The sequence below is a fragment of the Achromobacter xylosoxidans genome, assembly GCF_014490035.1.
In the GTDB taxonomy this organism is placed as follows: Bacteria; Pseudomonadota; Gammaproteobacteria; order Burkholderiales; family Burkholderiaceae_B; genus Achromobacter; species Achromobacter bronchisepticus_A.
On record NZ_CP061008.1, the window covers coordinates 51,633 to 67,767 of the forward strand.

Genomic DNA, 16,135 nt, shown 5'->3' on the forward strand with positions numbered 1-16,135 from the left:
AATAAGATCGGAGATTCGCCAGATGCAAGTCGGCACTGAAAGACAAGCGGGATCCGAACTACACGCCTGGCGTCAATTTCTGGCGCGCAGCACCCTCTGGCTAGGTGTTTTGCTGCTGGGCAGCGCGGCGGTTTGCTGGGTCGCGGCCAACTGGCAGGACATGACCAAAATCCAGCGTTTCGCCGGTATCCAGGGCCTCCTGGCGGTTTGCGCGCTGGCCGCTGCCTGGACCGGACTGCGCCTGCGGGCGAGTCCTGGCGTGCGCCGCACCATACCAGGCGCCCTGCTCGCCCTGGCCGGCATCCTCCTGGGCGCGCTGCTCGCATTACTAGGCCAAACTTACCAGACTGGCGCTGATACCTGGGAACTGTTCGCCTGGTGGGCGCTGCTGCTGCTGCCCTGGGCGCTGGCCGCCGGCAGCCAGGCCGTCTGGCTGCTATGGGCGCTGGTGTTGAACGTGGCGGTGGCCTTGTGGCTGGGCGAGCGGGTGTTCTCCTGGGTGCTGATATTCGGCGGCCCGGGCGTGCCCGGCCTGATGATGGCCGGCCTGAACCTGGTGCTGCTGCTGGGCTGGGAGCTGGCTGCCCGCCGCTGGCGCGCCAGCACCCTGGTCGGTCCGCGGGTCCTGGCCGCCCTGGCAATCAGCGTGCTGGTGCTGACCCAGATGCTTGGCGACTTCCTGGGCCGCGGCCTGGGCCTCTATAACGGCATCGCCTGGGTCGCGGTGACCCTGGGCCTGGGCTTCTATTATCAGAAGGGCCGGCGCGACCTGATCATCCTGGCCATGCTGGCCGCCGGCGTCATCTGCGTGTCGCTGCGGGTGGCGGGCGAATGGCTGCTGCGCCTGGAGCCCGGCGTCTGGGCGGCCCTGCCGCTGGCGGCGCTGCTCATGGCCGAGGCCGTCTTGGCCGCGCGCTGGCTGCGCCGGCTTGCCGGCGACCCGCAGACGGCGGAGGCCGCGGCCGCCGATTCCGAACCGGCAGCGGCTTCGGCCGGCAACTCGGTGGACCCGGCCGACGCCAGCGCGCCGGTCGCGCAGCTGGCGCCCGCTCCGGTGCCGCAGGCGGATCCGCCCTGGTACGTGCAGTGCCTGCTTGGCCTGAGCGCCTGGCTGTCGACTGTGCTGCTGCTGGTGTTCATCGCGTTCTCGGGCTTTATTACCTCTGAAAGCGGCGCGCTGGTGGCCGGGCTGGTGCTTTGCGCGGCCGGTGTGGCGGTGCTGCGCAGCGATGCTGGCCCGTTCTGGCGCCAGTGCGGCACGGCCATGGCCTTCGCAGGGCAAATCCTGATCATCTTCGGGCTATCCAGCTCGACCTCGTTCGCCAGCGCCTGCGTGTTCGTGCTGCTGATGGCGGCTACGGTCTATGCCGTCGGACCCGACGTCATCCTGCGCTTCCTGAGCGGCTTGCTGATTGCCGCGGCGGGGGCGGGCTTGATCTGGCGCGGCCTGTCGCCCGACCTGAGCGGCGAAGACCTGCTGGACGCATGGCTGGGCTTCGACGCCATGCGCGCGACCTTTGTGTGGCTGCCCATTGCCGTGACCGGCGCCTGGGCCACCGCCGTCATCTTCAGCCTGAGCCACCGCCTGGGCGGCAAGCGCGCCCATGCGCTGCAACCGCTGGCCTGGGCCTTCCTGCTGTCGGTGCAAGGGATGGTATGGCTGGCCGGGGGCATCTCCGCCCAGCAACTGCCCGCCATGTGGCAGCTGAATCCGCACACGGCCGTGCTGGTCATTGCGGGCGCGCTGTTGCCCGTCGCGGCCGCCTTCGCGGTGCTCTGGCCCCGCCGCCATGTACTGACTGCGGGCGTCACCTGGGGTGTCCCGATAGCTCTGCTGATCCTGTCCCTGTTCTGGCTGCCCAGTCCAGGCGTGGGTTTCGCGCTGGCCTGGCTGCTGCTGGGCTTCGGCTTGAACCAGTTCCGCTTGGTCGTGTTCGCGGTGATCAGCCTGCTGGCTTATCTGGGTGTCTATTACTACCAATTGGACGTGCCGCTGCTGCAAAAGGCCTTGTGGCTGGGCGGCGCCGCGGTGCTGCTGTTCGTGTTGCGCGCCCTGGTGTGGCTGGTGCCGCGCCTGATGCGCACCATCGCGCCCAGCCGACGCGGGGCCCTGCCGCCGGTGTCGGCGCCCTTGCGCTGGCGCACGCTGGCCATCCTGGGCGGCCTGGTGCTGGTGCTGGCGGTCGCCAACGGCGGCATCTGGCAGCGTGAAAAACTGCTGGCGTCGGGCAAGGTGGTCATCCTGGAACTGGCTCCGGTGGATCCCCGTTCGCTGATGCAAGGCGACTACATGGCGCTGAACTTCGCGGCCAGCCGGGAAGTCACGCGCCTGCGGCTGGGCGGCGAGCGTCCCGAAGCCGAGGACTCCGTCATGGGTTACGAGCCGGACGGCTATGTCATGCTGCAGACGGACGCTCGCGGCGTCGGGCAGCCGCTACGCATCCAGCCCGATACGCACCCGCATACCGATGCCGAAGTGCCGCTGCGTTACCGCATCCGCGACAACAGCGTGCGCATCGTGACCAACGCCTATTTCTTCCCGGAAGGCCAGGCCGAGCGCTATCAGGTCGCCAAGTACGGCGAGTTGCGCGTGGCGGAAAACGGCGAGGCCCTGCTCGTCCGGATGCTGGACCAGGACCTCAAGCCGCTGTAGCGGCGGGCAGCGGGAAGCGCCGCGCCCACCGCGCGGTGGCTTCCCGCAGGAAATGACCGCGGTCCGCGGCATCGATGGGGTCGAAGCCCAAGGCGCGCCAGGCGGCCATCAGCGCCGCCAGGGGCGCGCCGGTGTCGATGGGCGGGGCGCCGTTCTGCTTGGACAGTTTCAGGCCGCTGGAAGCGTCCAGGATCAGCGGCACGTGCAGGTAGCGCACCGGCGGCAGGCCCAGCAGCCGGCCCAGCACGCGCTGGCGCGCGGTGGAACTGAGCAGGTCCGCGCCGCGCACCACGTCGGTCACGCCTTGCGCGGCGTCGTCCACCACTACAGCGAGTTGGTACGCCCACAGGCCGTCAGCCCGCCTTAGCGCGATGTCGCCCACCGCCTGCGCCACGTCCTGTTCCTGCGGCCCCAGCCAGCGGTCGACGAAATGTTCCACGCCATCCGGCATGATCACGCGCCAGGCGCGGGCCTCGCGGCCTGGTGGCAAGCCGTGGCGGCAGGTGCCGGGATACGGCCGTTCGCCGTCGGCCCCGGGCGCGGTCTGGCCGCGCAGCGCCGAATCCGCGATTTCGCGCCGGGTGCAGCCGCAGCCGTAGATCAGGCCGCGCGCGGCCAGCGAGTCGAAGGCGGCCTGGTAGGCGTCATTACGGCGCGACTGCCACATGATGTCGCCGTCCCAGTCCAGGCCCAGCGCCTTTAGCTGGCCCATGATGACCTCGGCCGCGCCCGGCACCGTGCGCGGCGTGTCCACGTCTTCGATGCGCAGCAGCCAGCGTCCGCCATGGGCGCGCGCGTCCAGCCAGCTGGCTAGCGCGGCAACCAGCGAGCCCGCATGCAGCGGGCCGCTGGGACTGGGGGCGAAGCGGCCGACGTAATTCACGATGGGACGCCCGCGCGGCGCGGCGCGCGGGTAAGGAGTAACGGCATCAAGCGACGCGGATACCGTTCAATGCAGCAAGCGCGTGCCGTCCTCGTCCAGCAGCTCTTCCAGGACCAGATTGTCGATCTCGGCTTCCTGGCTCCAGAGAACCATGAGGGCGATGATCTTGATCTTGGACAGCGGCACGGGCGTTTCCGGCGACGCCAGACCCCGGTCGATGACGATCTCGCGCAAGGGCGCGGGCAGCACGCCGGCCGATTCCAGGAAGGCGATGAAGCCGATGGATTCGGTGCCGAGCTGCTGGTATTCGTTGTCGGTGTAGATCCGGGTGCCGGTGGCGGGGGCCTGGGCGAGATCGACGCAGCGTTCGGTGGTTTCGGCCAGGCCGTAGAGCCAGCCGAGGGCGTCGTCGATGTCTTCGTGCTCGAAACCGGCGGCGGCAAGCCGCTTTGCGAGCACGTCGGCCGCAGGACAGGCTTGCGGCGTGTAGTAATTCTCGTACAGATAAACCAGGATATCGAACATATGGCGCAGTTTTGTGCCTGTTTGCACAGTCGGCCCGCATATCGGCAGACCAGCAAACATGAATTTTACTTTACGCTGATTTATAGGGGTGGGCAACCGGCCGGAGGGTGGAATGTTGTATGGAGTCACCCTGCGCTAATGTGCACACATTTTCACCTTAAAAGCTGCCAATATTCATGATTCGGAGCAAAAAGGGGCGGACCCTGCAGATCCGCCCCTTTTTGTATCCGGGCCGCTGGTCAGGCGGCCTTGGGGGCGCTTTCCAGCTTCAGCTGCGCCAGCTGGCGCATGAATACCGGGATGCAGATCGCCAGCCCGATCAGGCCGCTGGTCAGGCCCGGCAGGATGGTCAGCAAGGCGCCGATGGTGCACAGCCAGCGCTCCCAACTCTTCATGCCCACCAGCATGAACCGCGAGAACGCCGCCGACAGCAGCACCAGGCCGACCATGCAGCCGAACAGCGTCACGAAGAAGTCGTACCAGGTGAAACCCTGCACCGAAATCAGCAGGGACGGCGAGAACACGAAGACAAACGGCACGATCAGCTTGGTGATGCCCAGCCTGAAGGCCGTGTTGCCGGTCTTGAATGGATCGCTGCCCGCCATCCCGGCCGCCGCATACGCCGCCAGCGCCACGGGCGGCGTAATGTCCGCCAGGATGCCGAAATAGAAGACGAAGAAGTGCGCCGCGATCGGCTGCACGCCCAGCTGCACCAGCGTCGGGGCGGCCACCGCCACCATGATCAGGTAGTTCGCCGTGGTGGGCACGCCGCAGCCCATCAGGATGCAGACGATGCCGGTCATGATGAGCGCCGCGATCAGCGTCAGCGTCTGCATGTTGGCCAGCGCGTCCGGAATGATCATGGCCGCGCCGCCGGCGAGCGCCTGAGAGGCCGAGATCACGATGTACGAGATCTTGAAGCCCACGCCGGTCAGCGTCACCACCCCGATCACGATGCCCACGGTGCCCGCGGCCGCGCCCACTGCCAGCGCGTACTTGGCGCCGGTCTCGAAGGCTTCATACAGGTCGCGCAGGCGCAGCCGCTGGAACGGATTCAGCAGGCCCACCACGATGCAGCCCGTAATGCCGGCGAACGCCGCCAGGTAGGGCGTGCGGCCGCTGGCCAGCACGCCGATCAGCAGGACCAGCGGGATCAGCGTCGGCCAGCGCATCTTGAACGACTGCTTGAGCTTGGGCATTTCTTCTTCGGTCAGGCCGCGCAGCCCTTCGCGCTTGGCCTCGAAGTGCACCTGCATGAACATGCCGAAGAAGTACAGGAAGGCCGGGAAGATGCCCGCGATGGCGATCTGCTGGTACGGAATGCCCAGGAATTCGATCATCAGGAAGGCGGCCGCGCCCATGATGGGCGGCGTGATCTGCCCGCCCGTGCTGCTGGCCGCTTCCACGCCCGCGGCGAAGTGCCGCGGATAGCCGATGCGGATCATCGCCGGAATGGTCAGCGAGCCGACCGTGACCGCGTTGGCCACCGACGACCCCGACAGCATGCCGAACATGGCCGAACCGAACACCGACACCTTGGCCGGCCCGCCGGCATAGCGTCCGGCGACCGTCGAGGCCACGTCCAGGAACAGCTGGCCCAGGCCGATGCGGGTGGCCAGCACGCCGAACAGCACGAAGTGGAAGACGTAGGTCGCGACCACGCCGACCGCCACCCCGTACACGCCCTGGCTGGTCAGGTACATGTGGTTGACGACCTGCGACCACGTGTTGCCGGCATGCTTGAGCAGGCCCGGGAAATACGGCCCGAACATGGCATACGCCATGAACACGATGGCGATGATGGGCAGCGGCCAGCCCATGGCGCGGCGCGTGGCTTCCAACAGGCCGATCAGCAGGATGGACCCCATCAGCACGTCCATCGGCATGGGATTGCCCACGCGGAACGCCAGGTCCTCGAAGATGTAGGGGATGTACAGCACCGACAGCGCCAGCGCGATGGCGATGATCCAGTCGTACAGCGGAATGCCGCCGGGCGAGTACCAGGTGGACTTGGGCTGGCGCTGGTAGTGCGACTTGGAAAAGCCGAACACCAGGAAGATCAGGCTCAGTACAAAGGCCAGATGTACGCCGCGGTGCGTGGCTTCGCGCAACAGGCCGAAGCCGGCCGTGTAGTAGTGAAAGAGGGACAAGGTGACGAGCAGGCCCGACACGATCCAGGTGGCCGTCTTGTCCAGCGGCCGGAAGCGGATTTCCGAGTCGTACTTTTCCGCCAGCTGCTGGGTTTTCTCGTGGTCAATTTCCATCGCGGTGAGTCTCTGGTGATGCAGCAAGCAGGGCCGCTCGTGGCGGCCCTGCTCAAACACGGCGGGTCAGACTGCGCCGTGATCTATCCGTGAAAGAAGTCCCGGCTCGCTTACTTGAGCAGGCCGACTTCCTTGTAGAACTTCTCCGCGCCCGGGTGGAACGGGATGCCCGCGCCCTTGACGGCGTTTTCCTTGGTGATCAGCTTGCCCTTGGCGTGGCCGGCATCCAGCGTCTTGCGCGTGGCGTCGCTGTACAGCGCCTTGGTCACGTCGTACACCACCTGGTCGGGGATCTTGGCCGAGGTGACCATCTGTGCGTTGACCGAAATGGTCTTCACTTCCGGCAAGTTCTGGTACGTGTTGGCGGCGATCACGTCAGGCGTGAAGAATTCCTGCTTGCCGCGCAGCGCGTCGATTTCCGGGCCGACCAGCGACACCAGTTCGATATTGCCGGTGGAGGCCAGTTCGGCGATCGCGCCGGCGGGGGCGCCGCCCACGAAGAAGAACGCGTCCAGGCCGCCGTCCTTGAGCTTGTCACCAGCCTGGTTGGGCTTGAGGTATTCGGCCTTGATGTCCTTGTCGGTCAGGCCGTAGGCGCCCAGGATCAGGCGCACATCCACCAGCGTGCCGGAGCCCGGCTCGTCCATGGACACGCGCTTGCCCTTCAGGTCGGCCACGCCCTTGATGCCCGAGCCCTTGCGCGTCACCAGGTGGATGCTTTCCGGGTACAGCGTGGCGATCAGGCGCAGGTCTTGGGCCTTGGGCTTGCCTTCGAAGGTGCCGGTGCCGCTATAGGCCCAGAAGGCCACGTCGGATTGCGTGAAGCCCGCTTCGAACGAGCCGCCCATGACGCCGTTGATGTTGGCGACCGAGCCGTTGGAGGCCACCGCGGTGGCGATGAGCTTGCCCGGTTGCGACACGGCGTTGCCGATGATGCCGCCCACGGGGTAGTAGGTGCCGGCGGTGCCGCCGGTGCCGATGCGGAAGAACTGTTGGGCCTGCGCCGAACCGGCGGCGCCGACGGCGGCTGCCGCGATGGTCAGGGCGGTGATCCAGGTCTTGAGTTTCATGCGAGCTTCTCCGAATTCTTGCTGACGGGTATCAGTAATGTGATTTCTGCCGATGGGCGAATTCCCCCGGCAAAAATCTGCCTCCCCTCGGGGGCTTTCTTTATGATGAAATTCTGTCATGCCCACCCCCTGTAGCCAATGATTACAGGGCTATGGTTTTCCAGGGGGTCGCATCGCCCAAGGTTATGGGTGGTCCCGCTTTGGTTATGGTGTGCGGTTACATCCCTGCAGTGCTGATAACGGAGTTTCCAAGATGTCCCAGGAAGTCATACGCGGCATTGCGCTGCCCCCCGCCGCCCAACCGGGCGATCCCCTAGCCCGCGTCGACACGCCCAGCCTGGCGCTGGACCTGACCGCCTTCGAAGCCAACCTGCGCGCCATGCAGGCCTGGGCCGATCGCCACGAAGTGGCGTTGCGGCCGCATGCCAAGGCCCACAAGTGCCCGCAGATTGCATTGCGGCAGGTGGCATTGGGGGCGCGCGGCATCTGCTGCCAGAAGGTGAGCGAAGCCCTGCCCTTCGTGGCCGCCGGCATCCGCGACATCCACATCAGCAACGAAGTCGTCGGCGCGGCCAAGATGACGCTGTTGGGCCAGTTGGCGCGCGCCGCCAAGATCAGCGTCTGCGTGGACAACGCCCAGAACCTGGCGCAGTTGTCGGCCGCCATGGTGCAGGCTGGCGCCGAGATCGACGTGCTGGTGGAAGTGGACGTGGGCCAGGGCCGCTGCGGCGTGTCCGACGACGCCACCGTCCTGGCGCTGGCGCAGCAGGCGCGCGCGCTGCCCGGTTTGAACTTCGCGGGCCTGCAGGCCTATCACGGGTCGGTGCAGCACTACCGCACGCGCGAAGAACGCGCCACCGTCTCCCGGCAGGCCGCGCGCATCGCAGCTTCCTACGCGCAGCTACTGCGTGAAAGCGGCATCGCCTGCGACACCATCACCGGCGGCGGCACCGGCAGCGTGGAGTTCGACGCGGCCAGCGGCGTCTACACCGAATTGCAGGCCGGATCCTATGCCTTCATGGATGGCGACTACGGCGCCAACGAATGGGGCGGCCCGCTCAATTTCAAGAACAGCCTGTTCCTGTTATCCACCGTGATGAGCGCGCCCACGCCCGACCGCGTAGTGCTGGACGCCGGCCTCAAATCGGCCTCCGCCGAGTGCGGCCCGCCCGCGGTTTACGGCGAGTCCGGCCTGACCTGCACCGCCATCAACGACGAGCACAGCGTGGTGCGTGTGGAACCCGGCGCTACGGCGCCCGCGTTGGGCAGCGTGCTGCGCCTGGTGCCTGCGCACGTGGACCCGACCTTTAACCTGCACGACGGACTGGTCGTGTTCAAAGACGGCGTGGTGCAGGACATCTGGGAGATTTCGGCGCGCGGCTTCTCGCGCTGAATTGCGGCGCCCAAACGCAAAAAGGCTGGCGCGCGGTTAGCGCGCCGGCCGATAAAGCAGGCTACCGGTTCAGGACTTACTGGGCTTTCTGCTGGATCTTCTCCCCGCCACGTTCGATGTCCTTGCCGGCGCCTTCCATCGTGTTGCAACCGGCCGTGATGGCGGTGATTGCCAGCAGCAGCGCAAGCCAGATTCGATGCGTCATTTTTTTCTCCTTTCGGCGTTCATGGGCGTAGCGGGCCATGCCGACAGGCAGCCGCGCTACTTCTTGTTCAGCAAGTCCCGTGCCTGATCCTTGGCCTCGCCGACGTTGCGCTGCACCTTGCCCACGGTTTTTTCCGCCTTCCCTTCAAGCTCGGTCTCGCGGTTGCCGGTCAGCTTGCCTGCCGTTTCCTTGATCGAGCCTTTGACTTCCTTGGCTGCGCCCTTGATGCGGTCGTTATCCATGTTGTCGCTCCTAATTCCAGGTTGCGTGAAACCGCGCGGGAGAGGCCTTCGAAGCCTGGCTCCGGCTGCGGACGAACCCACTATAGGAAGCGCATGGCGCGCGTGTAAGAAGCGCGCGCATCAGATCGACTGGTACTTTTCTACCGAATCCTGTGGACCTGCTTTGTAGTCTGCTTGCCGGGCTGTTTCTGTGCCTGCTTGCGTGCCGGCTTTTCATATCCCACGATGCCGCGCTGCCGCGCCCAGATGATGGCGGCGCTGCGCCGGTGCACGTCCAGCTTGCTGTACAGCGCCGCCACATGATTGCGCACCGTGTTGCGCGACAGATGCAGGCTGGCCGCGATCTCCGGGTCCGTATGGCCCTGGCACATCAGGCCCAGGATCTCGCGCTCGCGCGGCGTCAGGTCGGCCAATTCGCTCTGCCCCTGCGGCGCGCCCTGGGGCGTGCGGATCTGCGCCAGCTTCTCGATGACGGTGCGGCTGAACCACGAGGTGTCCTGCATCACCGTCTCGATCGCCTCCATCAGCTCGACCTCGTTGCGCTTGCGCTCGGTAATGTCCTGGATCGCCGCCAGCACGCAGGGTTGGTCCTGGATCGACACCGGCGCGGCCGACACCAGGCAGTCCAGCAGTGCGCCGTCGCGCGTGCGCAACGCCATTTCCTGGCTGCGTACGCTGGCGCCCTGCTCCAGCGAGGCCATGGCGCGGTCGTAGGCCTGCGGGTCCGTCCATAGCTGCGCCAGCGCATCCTCGTCGCGCGCCAAGGTCTTGGCGTCGTAGCCGGTGGTTGCGACGAAGGCATCGTTGACCTCCAGCAGTTTGCCTGCCGTGGTGCTCAGCGTCATGGGCACGGGCGCAAGACGGAACGCCGTGGCGAAGCGCTGTTCGCTGTCGCGCAGCGCCGTCTCGGCCTTGCGGCGCGGCTCCAGGTCGTTGAAGGTGAACAGCATGCAGGGCTGCTCCGCGACCTCGATGGGCTGGCCCGCCACGATCACGAGCTTGTCGCTGCCGCCCTGCACCGCGATGATGGTTTCCGTCTGCGGAATGGTCGTTCCTTCCGCCAGCCGGTGCAGCGCATCCTCGCGTTGCGGCGTGTCGCCCAGCACGTCCAGCTGGCGCAGCGTCTTGCCCAGCACTTGTTCGCGCGTGTAGCCCGTCATGGCCAGAAAACCGTCATTGACCTTGATGTGCCGCAGATCCGCCAGCGAGCAGATCACGGCCGGCGCGGGGTTGGCGTTGAAGGTTCGTTCAAAGCGCTCTTCCGCGCTGTATTGCTCGGTCACGTCCAGCAGCACCAGCACCATGCCTTCAGCCGCGCCCTGCGCATCGCGCAGCACCAGGTTGCGCACCTGGTGCATGCGGCTTAAATCCGGATCGCGGCGGCTGGTCACTTCCACCACCACGTCCTTGAAGGCCTCGCCCGCCAGCGCGCGGTCCAGCGGATACTGCGCCGCGCGCAAGGCGCGACGGTTGCGGTAACGCAGCGCAAATGCCTTGCGGTAGCCGACGGCAGTGCCGCCCAGCGCGGCAAGATCCGTCACGCCGTGCATGGCCAGCGCCGTGTCGTTGGCCCAGACGATACGGCGGTCCTGGTCCAGCAGGATGATGCCCTCGATCAGGCCGTCGATGATTTCCAGCAGATGGCGGCGTTCCGTGGTGAACGCCGTGGCAGTCTTCTTCATTCTGGCTCCTGGTTGAGCAAGAGATAAGAAGAAAGTACTAGATAAAGTCGTCCCGCGTGATCTGGGCGAACGCGAACATGGCTTCTATCGTGGGCTTGCACGATACGCGTGCCGCTGCGCGTGAGCGCTACACGTGAATCTTCAGGAGACATCCATGAACACGAACCAGAAGCCCGGCGATCCCGCCTACCAACCCGGCATCGACCCCTCCCAGCGCCCCGGACAGGAACCCGGCGACGCTCCGGAAAAGCAGGCACCCGGCCAGGTGCCGGGCCAGCCCGGCCCGGATGATATTGATCCGGGCCGCATGCCGCCGGAAGTGCCCGGCAATCCGGGGCAACCTGCGGAAGAACCCAGGCAACCGGGCGAGCCCGGACGGCCGGGCCAGCCGGGTGATCCGGCCTAAGCCGTCATCGCTTTACCTCAGCCCATCATGCAAACCGCCCCGTCGGTGCGGGGCGGTTTGCTGGGGGCATGACGTCTTGCGCGTCCGTCAGTCGACCTGCGCGCCCGACTGCTTCACCGCTTCGCCCCATTTCTTCACTTCGCCGGTGATGAAAGTGCCGGTCGCGTCAGGCGTCAGCGGCATCGGCTCCGCACCGCGGTCGCGGAAGAACTTCTGCATGTCCGGCGAATTCAGCACCTGGCCGATCTGCTTGCTCAGATAGCCCGTTACCTCGGCCGGCGTATCGCGCGGCGCCAGCACCGCCGCCCAGCCGATGGCCTCGAAACCCGGATAACCCGATTCCGCCACGGTCGGCACGTCCGGCAGCTGCGGCAGGCGCTTGGCCGTCGTCACCGCCAGCGCCACCGCCTTCTTGCTCTGCACATGCGGCAGGCCGGCAGTCACCGAGTCCACCATCAACGGCACCTGATGCCCCAGGAAATCCGCCTGCGCCGGGCCGCTGCCCTTGTACGGAATGTGGCGGATGTCGATGTTCGCCGCCGCCTTGAACATCTCGGCCGACAAATGCTGCGTGCCGCCGATGCCCGCGCTGGCATAGGCCAGCTCGCCCGGATTGGCGCGCGCCTGCGTCACCAGCTGCTTGAGCGAGGTAATCCCCGAAGCCGGCGTCGCCAGGAACATCAGCGGCACCGAGAACACCCCCGACACCGGCGCGAAGTCCTTGGTCAGGCTGTAATTGATGGTCTTGTACAGCGTCTGGTTCACCGCCGCGGCAGAGCCCGCGATCACCAGCGTATAGCCGTCCGGCGTCGCGCGCGCCGCCTGCTCCATCCCGATGTTGCTGCCCGCGCCCGCGCGGTTCTCCACCACGATGGGTTGCTTGACGGCCGCGCCCAGCTTTTCGGCCAGCGCGCGCGCAAAGATATCGGTCGCCTGCCCGGGCGGGAACGGCACGATCAGGCGGATGGGGCGCTCGGGATAATCGGCATGCGCGGTCGCCGCGGCCGTCGCCAGCGCCAGGCCGGCGGCAAGACTGGAAAGAATACGTTTCATGATTGGTCAGTAAAAAGCGACAAAAGGGCTGCGCGCGGGGTCGCGCCTGTTGCATAAAATAGAGCGCCCGCGTTGTCTGCCCTTTTGAGGCGGCCCGGGCGGATCGGCTGGGGGTGCGTCACGATAGCATCCCCCCGTCGGTGCTAAATTCGCCTATTGGCATCGTCCAATTACTTTTAATCCCTGTTCTCTCATTCCGCAGGAACCGCCATGGAATTCAGCCAGTTCAAGACCAACGCCCTCATGGAGATCACCTCCCGCCCGGACCTCGTGTTCGTGCGCGGCCAGGGATCCTGGCTGGAGGATCACGCGGGCAAGCGATACCTGGACTTCGTCCAGGGCTGGGCCGTCAACACCCTGGGCCACTGCGCCCCGGAAATGCAAAAGGCCCTGCTGGACCAGTCCAAGCTGCTGATGAACCCCTCGCCGGCGTTCTACAACCTGCCCTCCATCGAACTGGCCGAGCGCCTCACCGGCGCCTCGGTCCTCGACCGCGTCTTCTTCGCCAACAGCGGCGGCGAAGCCAACGAAGGCGCCATCAAGCTGGCGCGCAAATGGGGCCAGGTCAATAAGAAGGGCGCCTACAAGATCATCACCATGAACCACGGCTTCCACGGCCGCACGCTGGCCACCATGTCCGCGTCCGGCAAGCCGGGCTGGGACAAGATGTTCGCCCCGCAGGTCGAAGGCTTCCCCAAGGCCGAAATCAACGACCTGGAATCCGTGCGCAAGCTGATCGACGACCAGACCGTCGCCATCATGCTCGAACCCGTGCAAGGCGAAGCTGGCGTCATCCCCGCCACCAAGGAATTCATGCAAGGCCTGCGCAAGCTGGCCGACGAGCACAAGCTGCTGTTCATCGTTGATGAAGTGCAGACGGGGATGGGGCGTACTGGCACCATGTTTGCGTACCAGCAATCGGACGTTGTGCCGGACATCATGACGCTGGCCAAGGGTATTGGCGGCGGCGTGCCGCTGGCTGCACTCCTGGCCCGCCAGGAAGTGTGCGTGTTCTCGCACGGCGACCAGGGCGGTACGTACAACGGCAATCCGTTGATGGCTGCTGTTGGTGTTGCTGTGTTTGACGCGCTGGCTGCGCCGGGCTTCATGGAATCCGTCAATGCGCGTGCCAAGCAGCTGTCCGAAGGCCTGCTGGCTCTGTCGGCCAAGTGGGGCATGAAGGGTGAGCGCGGCATGGGCCTGCTGCGCGCACTGGTCATGGACCGCGACGACGGCCCCGCCATCGTCGAAGCCGCGCGTAACCTGGCGCCCAATGGCCTGCTGCTGAATGCGCCGCGTGGGAATCTGCTGCGGTTCATGCCTGCGTTGAATGTGACGGCTGAGGAAATCGATACGATGCTGGCGCAGTTGGATGGGCTGATTGCTCAGGTGCGTAAGGCGTAATTGACGCGATACGTTGAGCAGTGACGATGAGGGCCGCGTTTAGCGGCCCTTTTCTTTGGTATGTCCTGTACGTAATGCATGGACTATCATCAAGCGGCATTCATGTGTGTGCATCGCAGTATCGACCCATTGTTGAACTAGCCATATATTGGAGGTTTCCATGAGCGGTTACTACGAGTTGAAGCGCAGCGGCGATCAGTACATGTTCAATCTGAAAGCCGGGAATCATGAAGTCATTCTTACGAGCGAGCGCTACACCACTAAAGCTAGTGCTCAGGATGGCATCGCGTCTGTCCGCCAGAATTCACCGATCGATGAGCGCTATCAGCGCAAGACGGCTACCAACGGTTCGCCTTATTTCTCGTTGAGTGCGGCGAATGGGCAGTCTATTGGGCGCAGTGAAATGTACTCGAGTGCAGCGGCTCGGGACGCCGGGATTGCGTCTGTGAAGGCCAATGGGCCAAGCACTGTAGTGAAAGACAATACCTGAGTGGTTGGGGTGCAAGCCCTTATTCGCATCCATCGGTGTCGGGACTAGAGAGCCGCAATGTTTGCGGCTCTTGTTCCGCTGGTTTGCATCAATGCGGCCGCCCGGCCTCGACCCATTGTTGCACCAGGTCCATCGACAAGCGATAGCGCGCGCAGTTGTACACATCCAGTAGGCGCAGTTCTTGCGCCAGTATCGGGCGGAATAATTGAATATCGTCTTCGGACAAGCCCAGTGCCGCTGTTGCGGCGTCGGCGGTTTGCTGCTCACGTAGTACCCGGCCAATCGCTTCGTTCAGTTTTTCCCGGAATCGGAATCGCACCGGATCTGGCACGCCCGCAGCGTTCAGTTGCACGGCGTACTTGCGGATCGAGCGCCGATAGGCCCAGGCAAACAGCTCTGTCGCCAGCGTCACGTCGCCGTATTCATAGACCCCCAACATTGCGTAGACGTAGTCCTGTACCTCTACGTCCAGGAAGGACAGCGGCGCGCAGTTGTAAAGCATCAACGGAATGTTGGCCGCCAGGCGGCTGGTGCGCTTGTTGCCGTCTTCGAAAGGCTGAAGATAGGCTAGGTTCACCCACAGAAAGAATGCCGCTTCCACTGGGTTCTTGATAAGCCGCGCTTTCTCCACAATCTGGTCGAACATTTCTTGCAGCAACAAGGGCGCCTGGAGCGGCACGTAAGTCGTGTCCCCGATGTTGACCACGGTCTGGCGGATACGGCCCAGGCCGTCGGTATTGGCCAATAGTTCCTCCAGCAGGATCGCGTGAAGGTTGCCGATCACGGCGGACGTCAGGCCATGTGCGGGCACCGCATCGACCATGAACTCGATGGCCCTCTTATGGTTGAGCAGCATCACTGCATCCAGATCTTCCCCGGCCATGCCGTGCTTGAAGAGTTCCTGCGTGGCCAACAAGGAATACCGGTTGCCTTCCAGTCGAGAGGATGACCAGGACAGGTCGAGCAGCAGCGGCTCCAGTACGCGACGCGCGTAAGTCCCGGCTGGCGACTGACCTGGCATGCGGCCCTCGTCGGCCAAGTCCTGAGCCAGCGAAGGCGGCAACAGGGAGCTCTGGTTTGGCACATAGCTGTCTACGAAGGTGCGTTCGTATCCCACAGTAAGCGCCCGGCGAACACATATTGAGCGCGTGCGTTGTCCTCGATAGTGTCCACCACTTTTAGGTGGACACCATGTCGAAGACAGAATTAGCGCCGGTTCCTAAGCGTCGGTCTTATCCGAAGGCGCTGAAGGCCCAGATCGTGGCCCAGTGCAGCCAGCCAGAAACCTCCATTGCCGGCGTGGCGCTGTCACACGGCGTGAACGCGAACCTGGTGCATAAGTGGATTCGCCAGGCCGAACGGCAGGCCCCTGTAGCGCCGACGTTCGTGCCGGTCGCGTTGCCTGCGGTGCCCTCGTCAGGCCGTCACATCGAGATTCACTTGTCGCGCGGTCCCGCGCAAGCGACGGTGCAATGGCCCGTGAGTGAAGCGGGCGCATGTGTGGCGTGGCTACGCGAGTGGCTGCGGTGATCCGTGTCGATGCGATCTGGCTGGCCACCGAGCCGCTGGACATGCGCGCCGGCACCGAGACGGCACTGGCCCGGGTGGTGGCCGTGTTCGGTTCGGCCCGTCCGCACCACGCCTATTGCTTCGCAAACCGGCGCGCCAACCGCATGAAGGTGCTGGTACATGACGGGATCGGCGTGTGGCTGGCCGCGCGCCGGCTGAACCGCGGCAAGTTCGTGTGGGCCGATGCGCTGCGCGGCCCACACGTCGCGGTCGACAGTGAGCAGTGGCAGGCGCTGGTGCTGGGCCTGCCTTGGCAGCATGTGGGCGCGGCAGGCGCGATCTCGGTGTTGTAGCGC

16 protein-coding genes are annotated in these 16,135 nt (G+C 65.3%); 7 read left to right on the forward strand and 9 right to left on the reverse strand.

Annotation, left to right across the window (positions count from 1 at the left end; all coding sequences use genetic code 11):
* The first annotated feature begins 22 nt into the window (after nt 1-22).
* Complete coding sequence (locus IAG39_RS00250; RefSeq protein WP_187523978.1) at nt 23-2,653, forward strand: GDYXXLXY domain-containing protein; 2,631 nt, start codon at nt 23-25, stop codon at nt 2,651-2,653.
* On the opposite strand, the gene gluQRS is transcribed toward IAG39_RS00250, so the two are convergent.
* The 4 genes from gluQRS to IAG39_RS00270 form a co-directional block, all read right to left on the reverse strand.
* Nucleotides 2,640-3,536 (reverse strand): tRNA glutamyl-Q(34) synthetase GluQRS, encoded by an 897-nt coding sequence (gene gluQRS, locus IAG39_RS00255; RefSeq protein WP_118934975.1) that lies wholly within the window; start codon nt 3,534-3,536, stop codon nt 2,640-2,642. The genes IAG39_RS00250 and gluQRS overlap by 14 nt on opposite strands.
* Before the next feature lie 66 nt (nt 3,537-3,602).
* Nucleotides 3,603-4,061, reverse strand: coding sequence for a DUF494 family protein (locus IAG39_RS00260; protein WP_042795808.1), 459 nt, complete (start codon nt 4,059-4,061; stop codon nt 3,603-3,605).
* Between the two features lie 239 nt (nt 4,062-4,300).
* Nucleotides 4,301-6,325 carry a TRAP transporter permease gene (locus IAG39_RS00265; protein ID WP_059376509.1) on the reverse strand — a complete coding sequence of 675 codons (2,025 nt, stop codon included), beginning with the start codon at nt 6,323-6,325 and terminating at the stop codon, nt 4,301-4,303.
* 110 nt (nt 6,326-6,435) lie between these two features.
* Nucleotides 6,436-7,395 (reverse strand): TAXI family TRAP transporter solute-binding subunit, encoded by a 960-nt coding sequence (locus IAG39_RS00270; protein ID WP_118934973.1) that lies wholly within the window; start codon nt 7,393-7,395, stop codon nt 6,436-6,438.
* 253 nt (nt 7,396-7,648) lie between these two features.
* Here IAG39_RS00270 and IAG39_RS00275 point away from each other — a divergent pair, with 253 nt between their 5' ends.
* Nucleotides 7,649-8,788: a DSD1 family PLP-dependent enzyme gene (locus tag IAG39_RS00275; protein ID WP_118934971.1), complete on the forward strand. Its 1,140-nt coding sequence runs from the start codon at nt 7,649-7,651 to the stop codon at nt 8,786-8,788.
* Between the two features lie 76 nt (nt 8,789-8,864).
* Here the strand turns inward: IAG39_RS00275 and IAG39_RS00280 are convergent, their stop codons facing one another.
* From IAG39_RS00280 to IAG39_RS00290, 3 genes are all read right to left on the reverse strand, one after another.
* Nucleotides 8,865-8,993, reverse strand: coding sequence for an entericidin A/B family lipoprotein (locus IAG39_RS00280; RefSeq protein ID WP_013390837.1), 129 nt, complete (start codon nt 8,991-8,993; stop codon nt 8,865-8,867).
* A 56-nt stretch (nt 8,994-9,049) separates the two neighbouring features.
* The gene (locus IAG39_RS00285) at nt 9,050-9,235 is read right to left on the reverse strand and encodes a CsbD family protein (protein WP_059376519.1); all 186 of its coding nucleotides are present in this window, start codon (nt 9,233-9,235) and stop codon (nt 9,050-9,052) included.
* Between the two features lie 140 nt (nt 9,236-9,375).
* Nucleotides 9,376-10,917 (reverse strand): helix-turn-helix transcriptional regulator, encoded by a 1,542-nt coding sequence (locus IAG39_RS00290; RefSeq protein ID WP_118934970.1) that lies wholly within the window; start codon nt 10,915-10,917, stop codon nt 9,376-9,378.
* Nucleotides 10,918-11,071: 154 nt separating this feature from the next.
* Here IAG39_RS00290 and IAG39_RS00295 point away from each other — a divergent pair, with 154 nt between their 5' ends.
* A complete protein-coding gene (locus tag IAG39_RS00295) occupies nt 11,072-11,323 on the forward strand; it encodes a hypothetical protein (protein ID WP_118934968.1) in 252 nt (83 codons plus the stop codon).
* An 87-nt stretch (nt 11,324-11,410) separates the two neighbouring features.
* On the opposite strand, the gene IAG39_RS00300 is transcribed toward IAG39_RS00295, so the two are convergent.
* Nucleotides 11,411-12,376, reverse strand: coding sequence for a Bug family tripartite tricarboxylate transporter substrate binding protein (locus tag IAG39_RS00300; RefSeq protein WP_059376525.1), 966 nt, complete (start codon nt 12,374-12,376; stop codon nt 11,411-11,413).
* A gap of 210 nt (nt 12,377-12,586) precedes the next feature.
* Between IAG39_RS00300 and IAG39_RS00305 the strand changes: the two genes are divergently transcribed.
* Both IAG39_RS00305 and IAG39_RS00310 read left to right on the forward strand, forming a co-directional pair.
* Nucleotides 12,587-13,780, forward strand: a complete 1,194-nt coding sequence (locus tag IAG39_RS00305; RefSeq protein WP_118934966.1) for an acetylornithine transaminase — start codon at nt 12,587-12,589, stop codon at nt 13,778-13,780.
* 160 nt (nt 13,781-13,940) lie between these two features.
* A complete protein-coding gene (locus IAG39_RS00310) occupies nt 13,941-14,270 on the forward strand; it encodes a YegP family protein (protein WP_118934964.1) in 330 nt (109 codons plus the stop codon).
* A gap of 88 nt (nt 14,271-14,358) precedes the next feature.
* Here IAG39_RS00310 and IAG39_RS00315 read toward each other — a convergent pair whose 3' ends face one another.
* Entirely contained in the window at nt 14,359-15,291 is a 933-nt protein-coding gene (locus IAG39_RS00315; RefSeq protein WP_118934979.1) for a Fic family protein, read from the reverse strand.
* A 170-nt stretch (nt 15,292-15,461) separates the two neighbouring features.
* Between IAG39_RS00315 and tnpA the strand changes: the two genes are divergently transcribed.
* A complete protein-coding gene (gene tnpA, locus IAG39_RS00320; protein WP_050729651.1) occupies nt 15,462-15,800 on the forward strand; it encodes an IS66-like element accessory protein TnpA in 339 nt (112 codons plus the stop codon).
* A complete protein-coding gene (gene tnpB, locus IAG39_RS00325) occupies nt 15,776-16,132 on the forward strand; it encodes an IS66 family insertion sequence element accessory protein TnpB (protein WP_158218705.1) in 357 nt (118 codons plus the stop codon). Before tnpA ends, tnpB begins: the two co-directional genes overlap by 25 nt.
* Nucleotides 16,133-16,135 lie beyond the last annotated feature (3 nt).